Origin of the sequence: Pseudarthrobacter sp. YAF2, from assembly GCF_052113345.1 — a bacterium.
In the GTDB taxonomy this organism is placed as follows: domain Bacteria; phylum Actinomycetota; class Actinomycetes; order Actinomycetales; family Micrococcaceae; genus Arthrobacter.
Window position 1 is genome coordinate 184,258 of sequence record NZ_JBFRDA010000003.1, and the last position, 23,773, is coordinate 208,030.

Sequence of the window (23,773 nt, forward strand, 5' to 3'; positions counted from 1 at the left end):
TCCAAGGGGAGGCGAGTCGAACAAGGAAGAGGTTCACGTTCCAGTGACCATCGCAGAAAACACGGCGTCTGACGTACGTGATGTCATCATCGTGGGCTCGGGCCCGGCAGGTTACACGGCAGCCGTGTACACCGCACGCGCAAACCTCAAGCCCCTGCTGCTCGCGGGTTCAGTCACCGCCGGCGGCGAACTGATGAACACCACGGATGTGGAGAACTACCCCGGTTTCCCTGAAGGGATCATGGGGCCGGACCTGATGGAGAACTTTGAGAAGCAGGCCACCCGCTTCGGCACTGAAATCCAGTTTGAGGATGTCACGGAGCTCGACCTCCAGGGACCGGTGAAGTCAGTCACCATCGCCACGGGGGAGACCTTCAAGGCGAAGGCTGTCATCCTTTCCACCGGGTCTGCCTACAGGGAACTCGGTCTCCCCAATGAGAAGAAGCTGTCAGGTCACGGCGTAAGTTGGTGTGCAACCTGTGACGGTTTCTTTTTCAAGGACCAGGACATCGCGGTCATTGGTGGCGGAGACTCGGCAATGGAGGAGGCCCTCTTCCTCACCAAATTTGCGAAGTCAGTAACGGTTGTACACCGCCGTGACACGCTCAAGGCTTCCAAGATCATGGCAGACCGGGCACTCGCCCACGAGAAGATCTCCTTTGCCTGGAACAGCGCCGTGGACGATGTCCTCGGCGAAGAAAAGGTTACCGGACTCCGGTTGAAGAACCTCATTGATGGTTCCATTGCTGAACTTGCCGTTACGGGTGTTTTCGTCGCTATCGGCAACGATCCGCGCACGGATCTGGTCAAGGGCATTCTGGATCTGACCCCTGAAGGCACCATCGCGGTGGAAGGCCGGAGCTCCCGGACCAGCCTGCCTGGTGTTTTCGCAGCCGGCGATGTTGTTGACCCGACGTACCGCCAGGCAATCACCGCTTCCGGCTCCGGATGTGTTGCGGCTATCGACGTCGAACATTACCTGGCCGACCTGCCCGCATAATCCGCGCCACTGTTATCCGAAGAGAAAGACAAGGTTATGAGCAACGCAAAAGATGTAACTGACGCAAGTTTCGGCACTGACGTCCTGTCCGCTGACAAGCCTGTCATCGTAGACTTCTGGGCTGAGTGGTGCGGCCCCTGCCGTAAGCTGGGACCCATCCTGGACGAGATCTCTGTCGAGTACAGCGAGAAAGTAAACGTCGTCAAGGTCAACGTAGACGACAACCCGGCAATCGCTGCTGAATACGGCATCACTTCGATTCCGGCCGTCTACCTCTTCCAGGGTGGTGAGGTGAAGAGCACTGTCATCGGTGCCAAGCCGAAGCAGTTCTTTGAGAAGGAATTCGCTGACGTTCTTTCGTAATCAATTGCACCTCAGGTGCGCACTGTAGATCGCTAGAAGAGTGGCTCCCGTCATCCGGCGGGGGCCACTTTTTTGTGCTGGAATGGGCGGCACGTCTTGACGCACTCGACTTGCGCCTAATTGATCCGCTGGACGCAGTGAATGACTAATGCACGTAGTAGATGTCGTGGGACGTTCCCCGCGCAATTGGAGCCACCGTTTCACGTGAAACATGACTCCGGTGCCGCCTCGTCCTGCACGTCAAACGGGCTTGGGTTGGGGGAATTCCCCCCTATGTGTTTGAACCCCTACACACAGATATGGCGGAAGGGGACTCCCTGCCCTGCTCGTTTCGTCCAATCACCTCCGACGCAGGCTCTTTCCAAAGTAAAGCCCTGCCGCAGCCGCATAGTCGAATGGGAATCAGCTACCGGACAGGGGTCGCCATCACCTATTCGCAAGGCGGGTAAGCGAGAATCCGAAACAGGCGATTTATGTTTCACGTGAAACAGTGCGAAGGCTGTTTATTGGTTGGATCGCACGCGCTACCAAACAGTAATGGTCGCAGGGTTCGCACCCTCGCTGCGCAGACAGAGTTGTCGCGGGATGTGCATGGATAGTTGAGAGTCGGAGTCTCTGTGCGCGTCCACAGACTGCTGGAAGGCGGCCGTCCCCGCGATTCCCCGGACTTATGGAACCAATTGTCACCTCATGGGCATCAGGCCCAAGGCTGCCGACAGTTCGCGAAAGGTTGGCCCTTCGGGGGGAACACCTGAAGTCGAAGAAACAAGGCTGCCCTCCTGAGCACACTACCCACCCTTCCGCGCTGATTCGGGACTCGCGGAACCCTACACCTCACATCACAATGCCCCACTTCACAGAGTCTTCATTGCCGAAATGTAGCGGCAATGGCTACAAGACACTTGGAGACCGCAGGTGGAGACCCTCCGAGGGCATGTAAGGTCCTTGCCAGCTCGGGCCGGCACTCCCAACGCCTGCAGCGTTTATCCGGCCACGGTGAAACGACCTCACTACACGAAGGATCGGACCTGGCCGCGTCAAAAGAGGCTCTGCACGCGTAACGGCTGCCTCCAGGCGTAGACCCCCCAGTGTGTCCGTATGCGTGTCCGCGGGCTATCCCAGGTCATCGCCTGGCTCAGGGCGCTGAAAGCGGCCAACCCGTGGGGAGGCGCACATGGCCGACAACACAAGGTAGGTCACATGATCTGGAGGTGGAGTGCGTCTGGGAACCTGAATCGACATTAGCCAACCGCCCTCATAACCCGCAGCCCATCCAGCGACGACGATGCCCACACTCATAACGCCTCGCTACCTTAGTAGGACTCCCGGCGGATCCTTGGTGATCCGTTCCCATGTTTCACGTGAAACAGCCGATGTCCTCCGATCTCTCTTTCCTGGCCTTAGAGCCGAACAAGCTAATGTCCGGGGATCAGCAGAGGGGGCACCTCATTGCGATGGGTGACCGCTACGGCGAGGCTCCAACTAGCACGCGGTTCCACCTTGGCACTGCGGTACTCACTGTTCGCGACCCAGAGGCCACCTGGCCGGTTGTGACATGCACGCTTCGCGGCCTGGGTGAGTGGGCGATGTGGAGCCCAGAAGGGCGCCTACCGCATCCGGGTCGAGGCGGACAACCGACTCGAGAACAGACGGGCACGGGGCCCTCGGTAGCGGACGCGGTGTGCGACATGGTCACACCACCCGATTCCCGGCAGGGTCGTTCAAGATGCGGAACAGGGGAACTCTATGCGTCACAGGCAGATGTCCAGGCATTCCGGCAGCCTCATCATTACCCGTTACCGAATGGGCCACCTATACGCCAGGAAGAACTGAAGCCGGAGCCCGGCCCGCGGCACGAGCGCCTTGGGGCTGCACAGCCATGCTCGCTGGCGGTCACGGTCAATTGTGGGTGCCCGCCCCGAGAGATGGGCGGAGGGAAACTCCAGGTCACTCGGGCCGAGAAATCGAAGTGGATGCGGACGGAACCGGGCGCCCCGCCGCTGGGCTTGTTCACACGTTATCCACAGCCATCACTTCAAGTTATTCACAACGATATCCACAGTGCTTATGGCTATCCAGGCAATCCTGCAAGCACCTCCTCGGCCAATCGAGGAAGTTACCCGGTCGGCCAAGTCTCTGATTGGCGAAGCCTAAGTTCCCCCGACTGTGCCGACGAAACATTCAACAAGGCGTTTAAGCGCAAGAAGTAGTCGTTTTACTATTCAAAACGGTACGGTGAGGAGCCATGCGATGGGTGTGCTCCGGTTTCACGTGAAACATGAAGTACCGCCAACCCATAGACGGTCGGTAATAGTCAGGCACTCGGGGGCGGGAGCACTCTGCGGGCTTCGCCCATTTGTAGAAGATGCAAGGAAAGGCCCGATAGTTATTCACAAAGTTATCCACAGTGATATCCACCGCCGCTAGCCATCGAATCGTCGTACCAACGCGCCCATCTCGGCGCCATCAGGAGTCTCGCGCCGTCGCAGCAGTTGACCTTATCGGCCGTCATTCCGTTATACGTGAATCACGGCGTTACCACGCCCGCCAGTGTTTCCCTGCGATTGGGCTCTTCTAGAACCGCTGAGAGAACGTCCCGCGAACCCAAAGTACGTCCGTACGCCGCCATACCAGAGTGCTTGCTGTGTCACCCAGTAGGCCCATCAGCACTTCGGTGGCGGTACTCCTGAACAATGACACCTATGGTCCTCAAGCAGCTCATGCAATCCACCAATCCTCCTTGGACGACGGAAGTGCATGACAGTACCTCCGATGATCATCGAGGCGCGGTAAGGGGAGGTGTAGAGAATATGGGGCCGAGACCTCGCGGGTAACGGCACTGCGCGCACCCTTGCGATTGCCGGAGCGTTGGCATTGGATCGCCTGCTGTTACACCTGCGCCCACGGCCGCGGGCAGTCACCGAGTACTACGGGTCAGGTCCCACAGTCCTGGGCAGGCCGCTCCTTCTTTGCCGAGTAGCAGGATCGCACCATCTGCTGCCGTGTAGGTGCAAGACGTCGATCAGAGGTCATGCCGGCCGCAATCCCTACATCCAGCCATGAGAACTCCTTTTACCTGAAATCAAGCGAAGGCTCCCTGCCTACCGCACCATGGGCCAACAACCGCCAACTTGCAGTTCTGTGTACTTCCCACCAATCGCTATTCGGGTCACACGGCCGCCGCAAGGCAAAACAGGGCGCTACGGAGCGTGGCCCGCCAACTAGGGGAGACCACCCGGCATCATCCGAAGAGTGGTGATTCTCATTAGAGGCGCACAGTGTGTAAGTCGCCACGGGAGATAGTCGAGTGAGTGGGGTGGTAGTCCTGCCCTTGGCACCTCCACGTTTCCACACCTCCACACGGTACTACCGGAGATCATCGCCAGGACTGTCATCGACGCGTCCCAGTTGCTGGAGCCATCCATGTTTCACGTGAAACACGGATCGCGCCGGGTGGATGGACCCGATGCACCGGTTTCGTTTCACGTGAAACATGACGCGGAAGGACGGGCGCGGAGCACTCTAAACTAGCCTCCCCGAAGCCCCAGTGGTAGGCGCTGCCATGTGCGCCAGGAGTAGGACTAAGGACCGCCATCACTTGCATAGAACACGAGGCCATCAGTAATGGTGAGCCGCCTATCCGAGGAACCCTTCCCTAAAATCCGTTATTGAATAGCCAGTTCGTACGTCAATTCCTACGTCATCATCGAAGCCGCTATGACGACATATCCGTTCACGAGGGCTTTAATTGCTTGGCCGCACTAAGGAAAGCACGCTGTCTGAGGGGGTTAGCCGTAATCCCAATCGGACCGCGGAGGCAAACACAAGTAGTCACAAAGGACCATGACGGTGCGTCCCAGCAGGGGAGTCCAACCAGACTGGTCACGTTTCACGTGAAACATGAGCGGCCCAGCTCCACACCTCGTCGAATACCACCACGTGAGCCAGCCTAAACCTACATTGGCACCCCCATATCCGGGACTTTCCCCGGCCGAGAGTCCTGAATAGACACTCAGGGACGCTGCAGCGCAGCTAACAGGATACGAGACACCCTCGTTTCGATTGATATTCAGGACCCTCATACTCGCGACTACAAGCCCAATACAAGGCCAATTTGGGTCACTTCGCGTGTTGCCCTCGGTAATGGAGGAGCCCAACGGCGAAGACCACCGGCGAAACAGACTATCCAGACAATTGCTGCCGCGCACGTCTTCCAGCATCCATAAGGCGTAATGCGGCTGAAACGGAATTCGAATCTGCGGACCGATTGATGCCACCTACAAAGCGGTCTGCATCCGCTGGACTACACCCTGGGTGGGAGCCATCAGACCGGCCCCTGAAAGCTCCAGCGGCGTACCGTGCCCAAGCCAGCACCATGCAGTCGGCACACCATTCTGCGATTAGGGCAGCGGCCATAAACGGGAGGAGGCCCGATTCTGAATGAATCGGGCCTCCTCTTGGAATGTGTGGCTGAGAAGATCAGTTGGTCGATCCCGGAGCCAGCACGTCCATGATGCGGTTCAGGTCCTCGACGCTGGCAAACTCGATACTGACTTTGCCCTTCCGAACACCTAGGGAGATTTTCACATTGGTATCCAGGCGGTCTGAAAGCGACGATGCAAGGTAATCCAGCCGCTCATGCCGTGCCCCAGGTCGGGGAATATTGTTTTTGGCTGGTTTCGCAGGGTCCTGGTACAGGGTGACCGCTTCTTCCGTGGCGCGCACAGACATTCCCTCAGCAACGATCTTCTGGGCCAGCCGTTCCATGGCCGCTGCGTCGGGCAGCGAGAGAAGTGCCCGTGCGTGCCCGGCTGACAGCACCCCGGCAGCGACACGGCGCTGCACCAGCGGGGGCAACTTCAAGAGGCGAAGCGTGTTGGATACCTGGGGGCGCGAACGGCCGATCCGGTCTGCCAGCTGCTCATGGGTGGTACCGAAATCCTCAAGGAGTTGTTGGTACGCCGCCGCCTCTTCCAGGGGATTCAGCTGGCTGCGGTGCAGGTTCTCCAACAGTGCGTCGCGGAGCAGGTCATCATCCGTGGTGTCACGGATGATGGCGGGGATAGTCTCCAGCCCGGCAGCCTGTACGGCCCGCCAGCGGCGTTCACCCATGACCAGTTCATAGGGCTCGCTACCGCTTTCGGTTGAAGTGCGGACCACGATGGGCTGCAGGACTCCGATTTCGCGAACGGAGTGGACCAGCTCGGCCATGTCGTCTTCATCGAAAATAGCTCGGGGCTGTTTGCGGTTGGGGTGGATGTCTGCCACCGGCAGCTCAGCAAAGCGTGCGCCGGGCACCTCAACCAGCTCAACGCCGGAGTCCGGAGCCGCAACCGGATCCACCGTATTCGTCACTACGCCGGCCCCTGCCGGCTGATGGGTTTCTTCCGGTGCCGCAGCGGGGGCAGGCTCAGCGGCTGCCTTGGAGCGCGCTGCCGGGGCCTTCCTGGCAGGGGCCTTCTTGTCAGACGCCCCGTTGGCTGCCGCCGCCGCAGCGGCGGGCTTGTCGCTGTCTGCGGACTTGGCGGGACTCGTCTTGGCTGCGGAAGCGCGTGGGGCAGGAGCCGGGTTCTCCTTCTCCTGCGCCGTGGCTGGCGCCAGCGAGACCGGCGGGGCCGCCTGCTCTACAGGTTCAGTCTTCTTCCGGCCCTCAGGAAAAAAGAGATCCACTGGCCGCGATACTGCTCCACCGTTGGCAGAGCCATTGGCTGCGGCGGAACTTGGAATCAGCGCGCCAAGACCGCGGCCTAAGCCCCTTCGCTTCTCGCTCATGGGTAAATCCCTCCAGTGGTGAAGCCCGGACGAGCCGGGCCTCCATGCGTTGCGGTATTGAAGATTCTAGCGTTCCGCTATTTCAGCGGCAGCTTCCAAATAGGACAGGGCACCACTCGAGGACGGGTCGTAGGTCATGACCGTCTGCTGGTAGCTGGGAGCTTCGGAGATCCGCACCGAACGGGGAACGACGGCGGAGAGTACCTGTTCAGGGAAATGCTGGCGTACTTCCGCAGCAACTTGGGCAGCGAGGTTGGTGCGGCCGTCGTACATGGTAAGCAGGATCGTTGAAACAACGAGATCCGCGTTGAGATGCTTCTGGATCATCTCGATGTTCTTGAGGAGCTGGCTCAGGCCTTCCAGGGCGTAGTACTCACACTGGATGGGAATCAGCACTTCACTGGCGGCGCAGAAGGCGTTAACCGTCAAAAGCCCAAGGCTGGGCGGGCAGTCGATGAAGACGTAATCGAGGCGATCTTCGCCGTTCTTCTCGCGCGTCTTCGCGTATACATCGATGGCACGACGCAAACGCTGTTCACGGGCAACCAGCGACACCAGTTCGATCTCGGCACCCGCCAGGTGGATCGTGGCAGGTGCACAAATCAGCTTCCCGATGTCAGGGCACGGAGCAACAACATCGGCCAGCGGGACGTCGTTGATCAGGACGTCGTAGATGCTGTCCACCTCAGCGTGGTGTTCAATGCCGAGGGCGGTGGAGGCGTTGCCCTGCGGATCGATATCGATGACCAGGACGTTGAGTCCGGCAGCGGCAAGGGCTGCAGCGATGTTCACGGTCGTCGTGGTCTTGCCCACGCCGCCCTTCTGGTTGGAAACGGTGAAGATCCGGGTCTGTTCCGGACGGGGGAGCTCGCGTCCCATCAGGCGTTCCCGCCGCTTGGTTTCGTGGGCGAGTTCACGGGCGATAGGGCTCGAATCATCTATCGCATCGATAACGTTTGACCTACCGGAAGAGGTTGTTTCACGTGAAACTGCGCTTCCTACGGCACCGCTAGCCGGCCGTGGATGGTTTCCACCGCGGGCCGGGGCCATGCCCAAACCGGCCAATCCGGATCCAGCGACGGAACGTGCCGACCCCAGAGACACAAACGGCGGGATCCGTTGTGCGGAGGCTTCACTACTCGTCACTGGGGCACACTCACTCTCGTTCAGCCAATTTTGCTGCCGTTGTCTAGCCTAACTGCTCCACCCGTCTGACCACCGTCAGCAGGCCCACTTTAGGACTTCTTTTGGGACTTGTTCACCACAATGCGCACCACAGTGGTGGGCTCCTCGAGGAGGTTGTCGCCGACGGTGATTACCGACGTCTCCACACCCCCGAGCTTGCGGATGGCTTTCGCGGCCTTTTCGATCTCTTCGCCGGCGCTGCGGCCCTTGATGGCCACCACTTCACCGTGGCCGGCAAGGAGCGGAATAGTCAGGCCTGCAAGGTTCGTCAGGGCCGATACGGCACGGGCCGTGACCACGTCGGCCTCCACGTGCCCCACAGCCAGTTCGGCCCTGGTACGCATGACGGTGACGTTGTCCAGGACGAGGTCGTCCACCACTTCCTGGAGCCAGATCACCCTGCGTTCCAGGGGCTCGATGAGCGTCAGTTCGAGGTCGGGGCGGGCAATGGCAAGGCACAGGCCAGGCAGGCCAGCCCCGCTACCGACGTCGGCCACGTGGCTTCCCTGGGCTATCTCACTTTCGATGACCGCGCAGTTGAGCACGTGGCGGCTCCACAGGCGGGGAACCTCGCGTGGCCCGATCAGTCCGCGTTCGGTCCCGGAAGTGGCCAGGTGCTCCACATAGCGCTTGGCCAGTTCCAGGCGGTCGCCAAAAATCTTCTCAGCAGCGCGAAGCTCTGCTGCCGTGATATCAACCATGGTTATCGTGCTGGCATTCTCTAGTCTGCGGAAACAACAATGTGGCGTCCGGAGCCTTCGCCCTCGGACTCGCTGACCAAGCCGAGGTCAGCCACGGCGTCGTGCACAATCTTGCGTTCGTAGGCACTCATCGGCTCGAGGGCAACCGGCTTGCCGGATTCCTTGACGGAAGCTGCTGCGTCTTCTGCAATCTTCTGCAGGTGGCCGGTGCGTTCCTGCCGGTAACCATTGATGTCCAGCACAAGCCGGGAACGGTTCTCCGTGGCGGAGAGTACAGCCAGCCGCGTGAGCTCCTGGAGGGCTTCAAGCACCTCCCCGTCTTCACCTACCAGGCCTTCGAGGCCATCGGTCTCTTCCTCGGCAACAATCGAGATGTACGTGCGGCCGTTGCGGACTTCGATGTCGATATCGCCGTCAATGTCAGCGATGTCCAGCAGTTCCTCAAGGTAGTCGGCAGCGACGTCTCCCTCTTCTTCGAGGCGGCTGGCGGCGGAGCCTTTGGAGGAAGCGTCCTGGTTCACGGACTCGTCCTGGTCTGCGATTTCTTCGGAAAGGACGTGCTCGGTGCTCTCGGCTGACATTACTTCTTCTTCCTGTTCTTGCGCTGGGGCTGGACGCGCTGTCCCTTGGCTTCCACGGCGGCAGCCGCGGCGGCGTCGGCTGCTTCATCCCGCTTCCCGGTGAGGACAGAGAGGGCCGGCAGGCCCCTGGCGGCGCGGCGTTCGGCGAGGGCCTTCGCGGCGGGGGATCCCGGCGTCGGCATGCGGCGGATCACAAAGAACTGCTGTCCCATGGTCCAGAGGTTGGTGGTGGTCCAGTAGATCAGGACGCCAATGGGGAAGTTGATGCCACCCACGCCGAAGACCACCGGCAGGATGTAGAGCATCATCTTCTGCTGCCGCATGAACGGGCTGGCCATGGCTTCTTCGGACATGTTCTTGGCCATGATCTGCTTCTGGGTGATGAACTGGGACGCAGTCATGGCCAGGATCATCACGATAGAGAGCACCACCACGGCTGTGTTCCCCGCACCGCCATGCAGGAGCGCGGCGGACAACGGTGCACCGAAGATGCTGGAGGCATCGAACTCCACCACCTGCTCGTGGCTCATCGCCCCGATGCCGGCACCCTGGTCCTTTGCCTGGGAAATGCCCGAGAGCACCTGGAACAGGGCGAAGAAGAAGGGCATCTGGATCAGCATGGGCAGGCAGGCGGAGAACGGATTGGTCCCGTGCTTCTTGTACATGGCCATCTGTTCCTGGGCCATGGCCTGGCGGGATAGCTGGTCGGTCTTGCCCTTGTACTTTTCCTGCAGCTTCTTCAGGTCCGGCTGCAGCAGCTGCATACCGCGCTGGGCCTTGATCTGCTTGACGAATACCGGGATCAGGGCGGCACGGATCACCAGCACCAGCCCGATGATGGCCAATGTCCAGGTCCAGCCGTTCGCGGCGGGCATGCCAATGCTGCTCAGCCCGTCGTGGAACGCCACCATGATGAACGAAACCAGCCACTTGAACGGGCCGATTATTGCTCCAAAGATGTCCATACTTATCCCTATTCGTCAGGCCGCACTGCGGCCTTCTTCATCAGTCCGAGCAACCAGGTACTTGTCCGGATTGTTCAGCACAACAATTGTGGGGGTGCGGCCCGCGGGCCATTCCCGGCCGCCGGCGGGGACGTGGTCCACTCCGCCGGCATTCCATGGGTGGCAGTGGCCAAGGCGCCGGACCGCGAGCCAGCTTCCCTTGACAGCGCCGTGGACGGTGACCGCCTCAAGGGCATAGGCCGAGCATGAAGGGAAGAACCGGCAGACGGGGCCGTACAAGGGAGAAACCACCTTGCGGTAGGCCATCAACAGAAGAATGAGGATGTTCCGGGGCAGGTTCCAGAGGAACTTTGCGGCAGCGGCAGTCACGTTCCGGAAACGGGCGACGGCGGCAGTGGCGTTAGGCACGCGTTGTCCCCTCCCGTGTTGTACCGGCCGAACCTTTGGCGGCAGGCCGTGGTGGCCGGCCGACCAGCCGGCTCTGCGTTGTTTCCAGTGCTGCCTTGTAATCCGCCAGCAGTTGATCCCAACTGGCGGACGCCGATGCGGGCAGTGCCCGGACCACAATGGCGAGTCCAATTGGGTGTTCACGCAGTGAGGCAGCAGCCGCTTCCCTCAGTCTTCTCTTAACGAGGTTCCTGACCACGGCGTTCCCTACACTCTTGGAAACAATGAACCCGATCCGGCTGGGTTCGTCGGCAGCGATGGCTGCCGCATATAACACTACGTTCCGGCGTCCATTGCGGACACCGGAACGTACGGTTGTTGAAAAATCGGTTGCAGTCCTCAGGCGGTTGCGGGCGGCCAGCACCTTAAACTCGCAAAGGGATGTCTACCGACAAGTCAGTTATTTAGGCCGAAAGCTCGGTACGGCCCTTGCCACGACGGGCTGCCAGGATGGCGCGGCCGGCACGGGTACGCATACGAAGGCGGAAGCCGTGCTTCTTGGCTCGACGGCGGTTATTCGGCTGAAAAGTCCGCTTGCTCACGTTAGTTACTCCAGTGGATCAAAGGTGCGCCCACCCGATCAGTAATGGGGAAGAACTGGCCGACGCTAAGTTTTGTATATGCACGCTTCCCCCGGCTGTCCAAGCGCAGTGCGCCTGGAAGTTCAGATGGGGCCAAAAAGCGGACACAAAGGACTTCACAACGTTAGGGCAATTTAAGGCCCGGAGTCAAACCGGTACACCCCTGCAGTGCTATCCCCAGCTGTGCCTAAGTATCCCCAACAGGCTGTGGATGAAGTGGCTCACAGAGGCCTTTCGGGAACCACAACCGTGTAATTATCCACAGCCGGATAGCCAGCTATCTTCTAGGCTTTTGATCCCCTAGAGTGTCCCAGTAGCCGATTATCCACGGACTGTGCATAACCCTGTGGATTAAGTGGGGCCAGCATCCTGGTTCCGGACTTGGGGCTGCAGGCAATGCAGGCATAGCAAGTTTTGAGGGAACCGATTGATGACAGTAGACGAAGCCAACCACGCCAATACTGTCGGAAGTTCCTGGCGCCGGGTTGTCAGCCTGCTGGAACAGGACCACCGTGTTTCACCCCGCCAGCGGGGTTTTGTCATCCTCGCCCAGGCCCAAGGCCTGATTGGCTCCACCCTCCTGGTGGCCGTACCCAACGAACTCACCCGGGAAGTGCTTCAGACCCAGGTCAAGGATGCCCTCGACGACGCATTGCACAATGTCTTTTCCGAGGACATCCGCTGTGCCATCGACGTCGACACCGACCTGGTGCCCATCCACGTGGAGCCCGAGCCCGTCGTGGAACCTGCTTACGCTCCGGACCAGCTGATCGAACAGAAGCCGCAGCCCATGCTGCCCAGCACCTCGCACGAATTCGGCCGGCTGAACCCCAAGTACGTTTTCGATACGTTCGTGATTGGTTCCTCCAACCGCTTTGCCCATGCAGCCGCCGTCGCTGTCGCCGAAGCGCCCGCCAAGGCCTACAACCCGCTGTTCATCTACGGTGACTCCGGCCTCGGCAAAACCCACCTCCTGCACGCGATCGGGCACTACGCCCGCCGGCTCTACAGCGGCATCCGGGTGCGGTACGTCAATTCCGAAGAATTCACCAACGACTTCATCAACTCCATCCGGGACGACGAAGGCGCAAGCTTCAAAACCACCTACCGCAACGTGGACGTCCTGTTGATCGATGACATCCAGTTCCTGGCCGGCAAGGACCGGACGCTGGAGGAGTTCTTCCACACCTTCAACTCGCTGCACAACAACAACAAGCAGGTGGTCATTACCTCGGACCAGCCGCCCAAGCTGCTCGCCGGTTTCGAGGACCGGATGAAGTCCCGGTTCGAATGGGGCCTGCTGACGGACATCCAGCCGCCGGAACTTGAAACGCGTATCGCAATCTTGCGGAAGAAGGCCCTCAGCGAGGGACTGTCGGCACCGGATGATGCCCTGGAGTACATCGCCTCCAAGATCTCCAGCAACATCCGCGAGCTCGAGGGCGCGCTGATCCGCGTCACCGCCTTCGCCAGCCTGAACCGGCAGCCGGTAGACGTCGCGCTGGCGGAAATGGTCTTGAAGGACCTGATCACCGATGACGGCGCACAGGAAATCACGTCCGCCCAGATCCTGCAGCAGACGGCTGACTACTTCAAGCTCAGCATGGAAGAGCTCTGCAGCAAGTCCCGCACCCGGACACTGGTCACGGCCCGTCAGATCGCCATGTACCTCTGCCGGGAGCTGACGGACATGTCGCTGCCCAAGATCGGGCAGGAACTCGGCGGCCGCGACCACACCACGGTCATCCATGCCGACCGCAAGATCCGTGAGCTCATGGCCGAGCGTCGTGTGATTTACAACCAGGTGACGGAACTGACCAACCGGATCAAGCAGCAGCAGCGCGACTCCTGAATCCACACCGGCCCGCGCACTCTATACCTTATTAACAGGGGCATGTGGATAAGCCTGTGGATACTTAAGGGGACAAGCGCGGTTAATGGGCTTAAAACCCTTAAGGCGTCTGTGGATCGTCAAAAACAGCCCTTTGGGTTGTCCCCATCCACACCCTGTTTAAAACCCAGGTAACGCACAGTCCGTGAACAGGGCTTAACCCCGGAAACGTGGGTCAGGACCGGGTTATCCACAGTTTCCACAGCAGTTATTAACACTACGAATCCTAAAAAATTGAATTCCCTCAAACAACAAGATCCATCCGCACGTCCACCCGGCGGGCCCACCGGCCCCTGGAAGGGCCGGCCCAGGGTCTTGGGGATGGGTTAATCGCTGATCTTCCGGCTAAGCTGTCAGCAGCGCTCCCATCCCCGGGTTTTGTGAGGTTTCCGTCTGCACGGACCATACACCGGCCGCGGCGCGCAGAACATCTTCCGGAGTTTCCCTGCGAAGTTCCCGGGTTTACATGGCAGCAGCAATGAAAGGCGGCACCCTTCCGTGAAGTTCAGAGTCGATCGGGACGTCCTGGCAGAAGCCGTTACCTGGACAGCCCGCTCGTTGTCTCCGCGGCCGCCAGTGCCTGTCCTTTCCGGCCTTCTGCTGAAGGCCGAAGCCGGAACCGTCAGCCTCTCGAGCTTTGACTACGAGACCTCGGCAAGGCTGGAAATCGCAGCCGACATCAGGGACGAGGGAACCATCCTGGTTTCCGGCCGGCTGCTCGCGGACATCTGCCGCAGCCTCCCGTCCGCACCGGTGGATGTCGAAACCGACGGCAACAAGGTCACCCTCACCTGCCGTCGAAGCAGCTTCCACCTGGCCACCATGCCCGAAGCCGAGTACCCACCCCTGCCGGCCCTCCCAGCCATCAGTGGCACCGTGCCCGGCGATGCCTTCGCGCAGGCTGTTTCCCAGGTAATCATCGCCGCCAGCAAGGACGACACCCTGCCCATCCTCACCGGCGTCCGGATGGAGATCGAGGACGACCTGATCACCCTCCTGGCCACTGACCGCTACCGGCTGGCCATGCGCGAAGTTCCGTGGAAGCCCGTGACCCCCGGCATCTCCACCAGCGCCTTGGTGAAAGCCAAAACCCTCAACGAAGTGGCCAAAACGCTGGGCAACAGCGGGGATATCAACCTCGCTCTGTCCGACGATGACAGCCGCCTTATCGGATTCGAAAGCGGCGGACGCACCACTACCTCCCTGCTGGTGGACGGCGATTACCCGAAGATCCGGTCCCTGTTCCCGGAGTCCACGCCAATCCACGCCACGGTCCAGACCCAAGAGCTGGTGGAAGCCGTCCGCCGCGTGTCGCTCGTCGCCGAACGCAACACCCCCGTCCGGCTGGCTTTCAGCAACGGCCTGCTCAACCTCGACGCCGGAACCGGTGAGGATGCGCAGGCTTCGGAAGAACTTGAGGCCCAGCTGTCCGGGGAAGACATCACGGTCGCTTTCAACCCGCACTACCTGATCGAAGGCCTCAGCGTCATCGAGACGAAATTTGTCCGCTTCTCGTTCACAACGGCACCCAAGCCCGCCATGATCACGGCGCAGGCAGACGCTGACGGTGAAGACCAGGATGACTACCGCTACCTGGTGATGCCCGTCCGCCTCCCCAACTAGTCCCCACTAGCGCAGAAAAGAGATCCACCATGCACATTGGACTGATTGGCCTCGGAAAAATGGGTTTCAACATGCGTGAACGCCTGCGCAAGGGCGGCCTGGAGGTCACTGGCTACGACCGCAACCCCGACGTCACGGATGCCGCGAGCGTCGATGACCTGATCGCCGCCGTTCCGGCGCCGAGGATCATCTGGGTCATGGTCCCGGCCGGCCCCGTAACGGACGCCGTCATCACGGAACTGAGCGGCAAGCTCGAACCCGGCGATCTTGTGATCGACGGGGGAAACTCACGATTTACGGAAGACCAGAGGCACGGCGAGGTACTTGCCGCCAAAGGCATCCGATTCGCAGACTGCGGCGTTTCCGGCGGGGTATGGGGCCTGCAGAACGGTTATGGCCTGATGGCGGGCGGGGATGCCCAGGACATTGAACGCGCACTGCCGGTCTTTGATGCGCTGCGGCCGGAAGGTGAAAGGGCTGACAGCTTCGTCCACGTTGGCGGCATCGGCGCAGGCCACTACGCCAAGATGGTGCACAACGGGATCGAATACGGCCTGATGCAGGCGTACGCCGAGGGATACGAACTGCTGGCCGCCAAGGACATTGTCACGGACCTGCCGGGCACATTCCGGGCATGGCAAAAGGGAACCGTCGTTCGTTCCTGGCTGCTGGACCTCATGGTCAAGGCCCTGGACGAGGACCCCGGACTGGCAACCATCGACGATTACGTTGAGGACTCGGGCGAGGGCCGCTGGACGGTGGAAGAAGCCATCGCCAACGCAGTTCCCGCCCCGGCCATCACGGCTGCCCTGTTCGCCCGTTTTGCCTCCAGGGAGGATACGTCCCCCGCAATGAAGATGGTTTCCGCGCTGCGCCACCAGTTTGGCGGCCACGCAACCCGTCCCGCCAAGTAGCACCCACCGGGAGCCATCACCGGTTCCAGAATTGCCGACCACCGCGTGTACCTTGAACATCTTTCGCTGACAGACTTCCGCAGCTACGCCCAGGTTGACCTCAGCCTGGGCCCGGGCGTCACCGTCCTGGTGGGATACAACGGCATCGGCAAGACCAACCTGATGGAAGCCATCGGCTACCTGGCCACCCTCAGCTCCCACCGGGTCAGTTCCGACGCCCCCCTGCTGCGGTTCGGCACGGAGCGCGCATTGGTCCGGGCACGCCTGGTCCGCGGCGGGCAGACCACGGTGCTTGAGCTGGAAATCAACGCCGGCCGGGCCAACCGCGGCCGGATCAACCGCAGCAACCCGGTCCGTGCCCGTGACCTCCTGGGCATCTGCCAGACCGTGCTCTTCGCACCTGAGGACCTGGCACTGGTTAAGGGGGATCCCGCCAACCGCCGGCGTTTCCTGGACGAGTTGCTCGCCAGTCTCATCCCGCATCATGCGGCTACCCGCAGCGATTACGACCGCGTCTTGAAACAACGCAACGCGCTGCTCAAATCAGCGCGATCCGGACGGTTCACAACTGCCCATGAGGCCACCTTGGATGTCTGGGACCAGCACATGGCCCGTGCCGGAGCACAATTGCTGCACGCCCGGCTGGAACTGGTGGAACGGCTCCGGCCGCACCTTGCCCGTGCCTACGCTGAGCTGACAGACGCTTCCAAGGCCGCCGACGCCACCTACCGGTCAACGCTTCAGAACCAGATGGACGACGACGGCGTTCCGGCCACAGGTGCCCAGCGCACCGCGGACGCCGGTACTTCAACCGGCCAGGAGGACCTGCGCCTGCTCACCGTCGAACAGCTGACCGAACGCTATATCCAGGCGTTCACAGAATCACGGAAGAAGGAACTGGAACGGGGCATCTCGCTCGTCGGTCCGCACCGTGACGAACTGGAGCTCATGCTCGGCCAGGCGCCCGCGAAGGGATATGCCTCACACGGCGAGACCTGGTCCATGTGCCTGTCCCTGCGTCTGGCCTCGTACTACGTGATGCTCGATGACGCCCGGACCGGAGGTTCCGCCCCCATCCTGATCCTGGACGATGTCTTTGCCGAACTCGATGTCCAGCGTCGGCGTAAACTGGCGGCTATAGTCTCCGGCGCGGAACAGGTCCTGGTGACCGCCGCCGTCGACGCCGATATTCCGGAAGAGCTGTCCGGGCGGCGGGTGAAGGTCATCCCGGGAGGAATCGATGAGCAGTGACGAGGGCGCCGGGCTGCAGCCCGGCCGCGAACCCGACCACATCGATGCCCCGCAGGCTGCACTGAACCGGATGCGCGAGGCAGCTGCCGCCCGCGGCGAAGTCCGAAGGAAGGCACCCCGGGCCGGATCCCAGAAAGCCAAGGGCAGTATCCGTGACACCCGCGGCTTCAGCCAGTTCCACGCCACCGGGCGCGACCCCCTCGGCCTGGGCAAAGTTGTTGGCCGGCTGGTTGCAGAACGCGGCTGGACTTCGCCGGTGGCGGTCGGTTCCGTCATGGCTGAATGGGCCACCCTGGTGGGCCCGGAGATTTCCGCCCACTGTACGCCCGAAAGCTTCACCGATACCACCCTGCATGTGCGGTGTGACTCCACGGCCTGGGCAACCCAGCTCAGGCTCCTGAGTACCAGTCTGCTGGATAAATTCCGCCGGGAACTGGGCGATGGCGTGGTCACCAGGATCCAGGTCCTAGGCCCTTCCGCACCCAGCTGGCGCAAGGGCGGACGCAGCGTCAACGGGCGTGGCCCCCGGGACACTTACGGATAGCCGCTGCCGCAGCTCTTGAAACTTCGCCCAAAGGCGTATAGAGGCCGGTAAGGGCCACGGCGTGTATAGGCACCCGGAGGGTGCACCACCGGGCCGCCCTAGGTGGGGCCAAGAGCCTCGTACAGGCATATTCGCCGTCCGCCCACGGCCCTGGAATGCGGGGATATGGGTGTGTTCGCGGTAGAATTGACCGAGATAACTGGGCGCGGGTGAAACGTTGACTTCAGTCCGTTCTCCGCGCGCGAACCGCACGCAGAGCGCGGACCACCGACCGTCATCGAGTCACCGGCGCCATAAGTTTGTGCCTGTTGGCGGGTCACTTTTCCCTGCGAAAAGAAATCAGCCGGCCATCATCGAGAACAGAGGAGTCGCAGCGCCTGTGGCTAACGACAATACAGATATTCTGGCAGCAGATACAGCGGTCGAGGATGGCCGTACCCCTGATACTCCGGCTGCGTCAACCAGCCCAAGGGAGTACGGCGCCAGCGACATCACTGTCCTTGAAGGCCTCGAAGCTGTCCGGAAGCGCCCGGGCATGTACATCGGCTCCACCGGTCCCCGCGGCCTCCACCACCTGGTCTATGAGGTCGTGGACAACTCCGTGGATGAGGCACTGGCCGGCTACTGCAGCCATATCGAAGTGGTCCTGCAGGCCGACGGCGGTGTCAAAGTAGTCGACGACGGCCGCGGAATCCCGGTGGACATGCACCCCACCGAGCACAAACCCACCGTCGAGGTGGTGATGACCATCCTGCACGCCGGCGGCAAGTTCGGCGGCGGCGGCTATGCGGTCTCCGGCGGCCTGCACGGTGTGGGTATTTCCGTGGTCAACGCGCTCTCCAGCAGGGTGGACACCGAAGTGCGACGCCAGGGCCACGTCTGGCGCATGTCCTTTGCCGACGGTGGCAAGCCCCAGGGCAGCCTGGTCCAGGGTGAAGAGACCGATACCACCGGCACCACCCAGACCTTCTATCCGGACCCGGCGATCTTCGAAAGCACGGAGTTCGATTTCGAGACCCTCCGCGCCCGCTTCCAGCAGATGGCTTTCCTCAACAAGGGCCTGCGCATCACATTGACGGATGAGCGAGCGGCCGCCGGCGATGAGGCCGACGGCGACCTTGACCTTGACGACCTCAGCACCGAAGGCGAGATCAGCGCCGAACACCGCACCGTGGTGTACCAGTACGACGAAGGCCTGCTGGACTACGTCAAGCACCTGAACTCGGGCAAAAAGGTGGAGGTGGTCCACGAGGACGTCATCGCCTTCGAGACCGAGGACACCGAACGTAAGATCGCCCTTGAAATGGCGATGCAGTGGACCAGTGCCTATTCCGAGAGTGTGCACACCTACGCCAACACCATCAATACCCATGAGGGCGGTACCCACGAGGAAGGTTTCCGTGCTGCACTGACGTCCCTGATCAATCGGTACGCCCGGGAAAAGGGCATCATCAAGGAGAAGGACGACAACCTCACGGGCGACGACATCCGCGAGGGCCTTACCGCCGTCATCTCCGTCAAGCTGGCCGAGCCACAGTTTGAGGGCCAGACCAAGACGAAACTGGGTAACTCCGAGGTCAAGGGATTCGTCCAGCGCGTGGTCACCGACGGCCTGGGCGACTGGCTGGAGCGCAACCCTGGCCCGGCCCGCGATGTCATCCGCAAGGCCATCTCGGCAGCCCAGGCACGCATGGCTGCAAGGAAGGCCCGGGACAACGCCCGGCGCAAGAGCCCGCTGGAATCGTTCGGCATGCCGGGCAAGCTTTCCGACTGTTCCTCCAAGGACCCGGAAAAGTGCGAGGTCTACATCGTGGAGGGTGACTCCGCGGGGGGTTCCGCCAAGCGCGGCCGCAACCCCGAAACGCAGGCCATCCTGCCCTTGCGCGGCAAGATTTTGAATGTGGAGCGTGCCCGCCTGGACAAGGCCCTGGGCAACGCGGAGGTCCAGTCCATGATCACTGCCTTCGGCACCGGGATCGGCGAGGACTTCGACCTCGCCAAGCTGCGGTACCACAAGATCGTCCTCATGGCAGATGCCGACGTGGATGGCCAGCACATCACCACCCTGCTGATGACCCTGCTGTTCCGTTACATGCGTCCGCTGATCGAGAACGGCTACGTCTACCTGGCACAGCCGCCGCTGTACCGGATCAAATGGTCCAACGCTCCGCACGACTACGTCTACAGCGACCGCGAACGCGACGCCAAACTGGTGGCGGGCCAGGCTGCCGGACGCCGCATCCCCAAGGACAACGGCATCCAGCGCTACAAGGGCCTGGGAGAGATGGACTACACCGAACTCTGGGATACCACCATGGACCCCGACCACCGCACTCTGCTGCAGGTGACCATGGATGACGCCCTCGCCGCTGACCAGATCTTCTCCGTCCTCATGGGCGAAGACGTGGAGTCAAGGCGCAACTTCATTCAGCAGAACGCCAAGGACGTCAGGTTCCTGGACATCTAAGGACCCGCTCCAAAGTATTCGGAACCAGACATATACCTGAAACGGAAAATATAGAATGAGCGACGAAACCCCCGAGATTCCCGTCCCCGAGGCCGGAGAACCGGACACCGTTCTTGAAGGCGACGTGCTGATCGACCGCGTGGAGCAGGTGGACCTGCAGACGGAAATGCAGCGTTCCTACCTGGACTACGCCATGGCCGTCATCGTTGGACGTGCCCTCCCGGACGTCCGCGACGGCCTCAAGCCCGTGCACCGCCGCGTGCTCTACGCGATGTTCGACGGCGGATACCGCCCCGACCGTTCCTTCAACAAGTGCGCCCGCGTGGTGGGTGAGGTCATGGGCCAGTACCACCCGCACGGCGACACCGCCATCTACGACGCCTTGGTCCGCCTCATCCAGGACTGGACCATGCGCTACCCGCTGGCGCTCGGACAGGGCAACTTCGGTTCACCGGGCAACGACGGTGCTGCCGCACCCCGGTACACCGAAACCAAGATGGCGCCGCTGGCCATGGAAATGGTCCGCGACATCGACGAGGAAACCGTCGACTTCCAGGACAACTACGACGGCAAGAACCAGGAACCCACCATCCTGCCGGCCAGGTTCCCCAACCTGCTGGTCAACGGTTCCTCCGGCATCGCCGTCGGCATGGCCACCAACATCCCCCCGCACAACCTCCGTGAAGTGGCGGACGGCGTCCAGTGGTACCTGGCCAACCCCGGCGCCAGCCGCGAGGAACTCCTCGAAGAACTGCTGCTGCGGGTCAAGGGCCCGGACTTCCCCACGGGCGCCACCATCCTGGGCCACAAGGGCATCGAAGACGCCTACCGGACCGGCCGCGGTTCCGTCACCATGCGTGCCGTCGTAGCCGTGGAGGAACTGCAGGGCCGCACCTGCCTGGTGGTCACGGAACTGCCGTACCAGGCCAACCCGGACAACCTGGCCATCAAGATCGCCGAGCTGGTCAAGGACGGCAAGATCTCCGGCATCGCGGACCTCCGCGACGAAACCTCCGGACGTACAGGCCAGCGCCTGGTAATCGTCCTGAAGCGGGATGCCGTGCCCAAGGTGGTGCTGAACAACCTCTACAAGCACACAGAGTTGCAGAGCAACTTCTCCGCCAACATGCTGGCCATCGTTGACGGCGTGCCCCGGACGCTCAGCCTGGATGCGTTCATCCGGCACTGGGTGACCCACCAGATGGATGTCATTGCGCGCCGAACCCGGTACCGCCTCCGCAAGGCCGAAGAAGAAGCCCATATCCTCCGCGCCCTCTTGAAGGCACTGGATATGCTCGATGAGGTCATCGCGCTGATCCGGGCCTCCAACACCACAGAAGCCGCACGCGACGGGTTGATGGAACTGCTTGATATCGACGAGCTGCAGGCCCGGGCCATCCTGGACATGCAGCTGCGCCGCCTGGCCGCCCTGGAACGCCAGAAGATCCAGGACCGGCACACCGAACTCGAGGCCCTGATCGCCGAATACAACGCGATCCTCGCTTCCGAGCAGCGCCAGCGCGAGATCATCAGCGTCGAGTTGGCCGAAATCGTGGACAAGCACGGTGACGACCGCCGCACCAGGATCCTCATGGGCTTCGATGGCGATATGTCCATGGAAGACCTGATTCCCGAAGAGGAAATGGTGGTCACCATCACGCGCGGCGGCTACGTCAAGCGCACGCGCAGCGACAACTACCGCTCACAACAGCGCGGCGGCAAGGGTATCAAGGGTGCCCAGCTTCGCGGTGACGACGTCGTGGAACACTTCTTCGTCACCACCACCCACCACTGGCTGCTGTTCTTCACCAACCTCGGCCGCGTATACCGTGCCAAAGCGTACGAGCTGATGGAAGCGGGCCGCGACGCCAAGGGCCAGCACGTGGCCAACCTGCTCGCGTTCCAGCCCGACGAACACATTGCCCAGGTGCTGGACCTGAAGGACTACCAGCAGGCGCCGTACCTGGTACTCGCCACGAAGCGGGGCCTGGTGAAGAAAACCCGGCTCGAGGACTACGACACCAACCGGTCCGCAGGCGTCATTGCCATCAACCTCCGCGACGGCGACGAACTGGTTTCGGCGCAACTCGTCTCGGAAACCGACGACCTGTTCCTGGTATCACGCAAGGGCCAGTCCATCCGCTTCACCGCAACGGATGACGCCCTGCGCCCCATGGGACGGGCAACATCCGGCGTTACCGGGATGAAGTTCCGGGAGGACGACGAACTGCTGGCTGCCGATGTCGTCACCGACGGATCGTTCGTCTTCATCGTGACGGAGGGCGGCTACGCCAAACGCACCGAGGTGGAGGAATACCGCCTCCAGGGCCGCGGCGGACTCGGTATCAAAGTAGGTAAGTACCAGGAAGAACGCGGCCACCTCGTGGGAGCCCTTATTGTCCAGGAAGAGGATGAAGTCCTGGTGGTCATGGAGGGCGGTAAGGTTGTCCGGTCCTCCGTGGCCGGTGTTCCCGCGAAGGGCCGTGACACGATGGGCGTCATCTTCGCCAAGCCGGACAAGAATGACCGGATCATTGAGGTGGCGCGTAACAGCGAACGGGGCCTCGAGGACGATGAATCCGCCGAGGATGACGTAACGTTGGCTGAAGAAGGCGGGCCCGCTGGGGATTCCGCCGCGCCAGCAATGGCAGAAGAATCACCGGCCGTTGAGTCAGAGGACGCCTCGGGCGACGCTGAGCCGAACGAAGACAACACGGAGGTAACGAGTGAGTAATTCCGACTCATTTCCCAAGCCGAACAGCACTGTTCCCGACGGGAACCGGCCTTCAGCGGCGCCCCGCGTGAACGCCCCCGTCCGTCCGCAGCAGCGCCCGGCAGCCGCCGCAGGTGCTCCCGGCCAGCGTCCCGCTGTCCCGGGCCAGCGGCCCCAGCAGGGCGACCGCCCTGCGCAGCCAGGCCAGCGGCCCTTCCAGGGACAGCCAGGCCAGCGCGCAGCAGCGCCCGGCCAGCGGCCGGCCCAGGGATCCCAAGGACAGGGAAATCCCGGCCTGGTCAAGCCTGCACCGAAGGCAAAGGTCCGGCGGGCACGGTTGCTGATCAGCAAGGTGGATCCCTGGTCCGTGCTGAAGATGGCATTCCTGCTCTCCGTGGCACTGGGCATCGTCACCGTGGTGGCGGCAATCGTCCTGTGGACCGTCCTGGACCTGACCGGAATCTTCGATCAGGTGGACAGCCTGCTGGGGACACTGGCCGGCTCTGAAAGCGGCGGCTTCGAATTGAAGAAGGTGGCTTCGCTCGGGCAGGTAGCCTCGTTCGCCACCATCATCGCAGTGGTCAACGTTGTCCTGCTGACGGCGCTGTCCATGCTCTCAGCCGTCCTCTACAACATCTCCGCCACCCTGGTAGGCGGAATCGGCGTCACCCTGACGGACGATTAAGAACCCGTTTTCGCCGGCGGTAATCCGGTGAAAATGCCCGATTTGAGATCGGGCCGGGGTGTGCTGTAAAGTCATATCTCGGCCCGATGA

Annotated in this window: 18 protein-coding genes; 10 read left to right on the plus strand and 8 right to left on the minus strand. The window is 61.7% G+C overall.

Features of this window, described 5'->3' with window-relative positions; all coding sequences use genetic code 11:
* Nucleotides 1–43 precede the first annotated feature (43 nt).
* Nucleotides 44–1,000: a thioredoxin-disulfide reductase gene (gene trxB / locus AB4Y79_RS04725; protein WP_441859201.1), complete on the plus strand. Its 957-nt coding sequence runs from the start codon at nucleotides 44–46 to the stop codon at nucleotides 998–1,000.
* 36 nt (nucleotides 1,001–1,036) lie between these two features.
* A complete protein-coding gene (gene trxA / locus AB4Y79_RS04730) occupies nucleotides 1,037–1,363 on the plus strand; it encodes a thioredoxin (RefSeq protein ID WP_441859203.1) in 327 nt (108 codons plus the stop codon).
* 4,479 nt (nucleotides 1,364–5,842) lie between these two features.
* On the opposite strand, the gene AB4Y79_RS04735 is transcribed toward trxA, so the two are convergent.
* The 8 genes from AB4Y79_RS04735 to rpmH all read right to left on the minus strand — a co-directional run bounded on the left by AB4Y79_RS04735 (nucleotide 5,843) and on the right by rpmH (nucleotide 11,556).
* Nucleotides 5,843–7,135 (minus strand): ParB/RepB/Spo0J family partition protein, encoded by a 1,293-nt coding sequence (locus AB4Y79_RS04735; RefSeq protein ID WP_441859206.1) that lies wholly within the window; start codon nucleotides 7,133–7,135, stop codon nucleotides 5,843–5,845.
* A gap of 66 nt (nucleotides 7,136–7,201) precedes the next feature.
* Nucleotides 7,202–8,281, minus strand: coding sequence for a ParA family protein (locus tag AB4Y79_RS04740; RefSeq protein ID WP_441859209.1), 1,080 nt, complete (start codon nucleotides 8,279–8,281; stop codon nucleotides 7,202–7,204).
* Between the two features lie 89 nt (nucleotides 8,282–8,370).
* Nucleotides 8,371–9,021 (minus strand): 16S rRNA (guanine(527)-N(7))-methyltransferase RsmG, encoded by a 651-nt coding sequence (gene rsmG / locus AB4Y79_RS04745; RefSeq protein WP_441859211.1) that lies wholly within the window; start codon nucleotides 9,019–9,021, stop codon nucleotides 8,371–8,373.
* A 20-nt stretch (nucleotides 9,022–9,041) separates the two neighbouring features.
* Nucleotides 9,042–9,602 (minus strand): Jag family protein, encoded by a 561-nt coding sequence (locus AB4Y79_RS04750; RefSeq protein WP_441859214.1) that lies wholly within the window; start codon nucleotides 9,600–9,602, stop codon nucleotides 9,042–9,044.
* Entirely contained in the window at nucleotides 9,602–10,567 is a 966-nt protein-coding gene (gene yidC, locus AB4Y79_RS04755; protein ID WP_308929233.1) for a membrane protein insertase YidC, read from the minus strand. Before yidC ends, AB4Y79_RS04750 begins: the two co-directional genes overlap by 1 nt.
* Nucleotides 10,568–10,582: 15 nt before the next feature.
* The gene (gene yidD, locus AB4Y79_RS04760) at nucleotides 10,583–10,975 is read right to left on the minus strand and encodes a membrane protein insertion efficiency factor YidD (protein ID WP_441859217.1); all 393 of its coding nucleotides are present in this window, start codon (nucleotides 10,973–10,975) and stop codon (nucleotides 10,583–10,585) included.
* Nucleotides 10,968–11,378 (minus strand): ribonuclease P protein component, encoded by a 411-nt coding sequence (gene rnpA / locus AB4Y79_RS04765; protein ID WP_441859219.1) that lies wholly within the window; start codon nucleotides 11,376–11,378, stop codon nucleotides 10,968–10,970. The genes yidD and rnpA overlap by 8 nt, the downstream gene beginning before the upstream one ends.
* A gap of 40 nt (nucleotides 11,379–11,418) precedes the next feature.
* Nucleotides 11,419–11,556, minus strand: a complete 138-nt coding sequence (rpmH, locus tag AB4Y79_RS04770) for a 50S ribosomal protein L34 (protein ID WP_003800212.1) — start codon at nucleotides 11,554–11,556, stop codon at nucleotides 11,419–11,421.
* A 469-nt stretch (nucleotides 11,557–12,025) separates the two neighbouring features.
* Between rpmH and dnaA the strand changes: the two genes are divergently transcribed.
* The 8 genes from dnaA to AB4Y79_RS04810 all read left to right on the plus strand — a co-directional run bounded on the left by dnaA (nucleotide 12,026) and on the right by AB4Y79_RS04810 (nucleotide 23,683).
* Complete coding sequence (dnaA, locus tag AB4Y79_RS04775) at nucleotides 12,026–13,447, plus strand: chromosomal replication initiator protein DnaA (RefSeq protein WP_308929230.1); 1,422 nt, start codon at nucleotides 12,026–12,028, stop codon at nucleotides 13,445–13,447.
* Between the two features lie 537 nt (nucleotides 13,448–13,984).
* Nucleotides 13,985–15,109, plus strand: coding sequence for a DNA polymerase III subunit beta (gene dnaN, locus AB4Y79_RS04780; protein ID WP_285243434.1), 1,125 nt, complete (start codon nucleotides 13,985–13,987; stop codon nucleotides 15,107–15,109).
* 29 nt (nucleotides 15,110–15,138) lie between these two features.
* On the plus strand, nucleotides 15,139–16,023 hold the full coding sequence (gene gnd / locus AB4Y79_RS04785) for a phosphogluconate dehydrogenase (NAD(+)-dependent, decarboxylating) (RefSeq protein WP_441859223.1): 885 nt from the start codon (nucleotides 15,139–15,141) through the stop codon (nucleotides 16,021–16,023).
* Nucleotides 16,024–16,068: 45 nt separating this feature from the next.
* Complete coding sequence (gene recF, locus AB4Y79_RS04790; RefSeq protein WP_441859225.1) at nucleotides 16,069–17,274, plus strand: DNA replication/repair protein RecF; 1,206 nt, start codon at nucleotides 16,069–16,071, stop codon at nucleotides 17,272–17,274.
* Complete coding sequence (locus tag AB4Y79_RS04795; RefSeq protein ID WP_441859228.1) at nucleotides 17,264–17,818, plus strand: DUF721 domain-containing protein; 555 nt, start codon at nucleotides 17,264–17,266, stop codon at nucleotides 17,816–17,818. Before recF ends, AB4Y79_RS04795 begins: the two co-directional genes overlap by 11 nt.
* Nucleotides 17,819–18,197: 379 nt before the next feature.
* Nucleotides 18,198–20,285, plus strand: a complete 2,088-nt coding sequence (gyrB, locus tag AB4Y79_RS04800; RefSeq protein WP_441859230.1) for a DNA topoisomerase (ATP-hydrolyzing) subunit B — start codon at nucleotides 18,198–18,200, stop codon at nucleotides 20,283–20,285.
* A 55-nt stretch (nucleotides 20,286–20,340) separates the two neighbouring features.
* Nucleotides 20,341–23,019, plus strand: a complete 2,679-nt coding sequence (gyrA, locus tag AB4Y79_RS04805) for a DNA gyrase subunit A (RefSeq protein WP_441859232.1) — start codon at nucleotides 20,341–20,343, stop codon at nucleotides 23,017–23,019.
* Nucleotides 23,012–23,683, plus strand: a complete 672-nt coding sequence (locus tag AB4Y79_RS04810; RefSeq protein WP_441859234.1) for a DUF3566 domain-containing protein — start codon at nucleotides 23,012–23,014, stop codon at nucleotides 23,681–23,683. Before gyrA ends, AB4Y79_RS04810 begins: the two co-directional genes overlap by 8 nt.
* The last annotated feature ends 90 nt before the right edge of the window (nucleotides 23,684–23,773 follow it).

Bases quoted from the DNA above. Each gene is read 5' to 3' on its own strand.
- AB4Y79_RS04795 (WP_441859228.1), top strand. From the start codon at position 17,264: ATGAGCAGTGACGAGGGCGCCGGGCTGCAGCCCGGCCGCGAACCCGAC.
- gyrA (WP_441859232.1), top strand. From the start codon at position 20,341: ATGAGCGACGAAACCCCCGAGATTCCCGTCCCCGAGGCCGGAGAACCG.
- yidC (WP_308929233.1), bottom strand. From the start codon at position 10,567: ATGGACATCTTTGGAGCAATAATCGGCCCGTTCAAGTGGCTGGTTTCG.
- AB4Y79_RS04735 (WP_441859206.1), bottom strand. From the start codon at position 7,135: ATGAGCGAGAAGCGAAGGGGCTTAGGCCGCGGTCTTGGCGCGCTGATT.
- gnd (WP_441859223.1), top strand. From the start codon at position 15,139: ATGCACATTGGACTGATTGGCCTCGGAAAAATGGGTTTCAACATGCGT.
- dnaA (WP_308929230.1), top strand. From the start codon at position 12,026: ATGACAGTAGACGAAGCCAACCACGCCAATACTGTCGGAAGTTCCTGG.
- AB4Y79_RS04750 (WP_441859214.1), bottom strand. From the start codon at position 9,602: ATGTCAGCCGAGAGCACCGAGCACGTCCTTTCCGAAGAAATCGCAGAC.
- rsmG (WP_441859211.1), bottom strand. From the start codon at position 9,021: ATGGTTGATATCACGGCAGCAGAGCTTCGCGCTGCTGAGAAGATTTTT.
- trxA (WP_441859203.1), top strand. From the start codon at position 1,037: ATGAGCAACGCAAAAGATGTAACTGACGCAAGTTTCGGCACTGACGTC.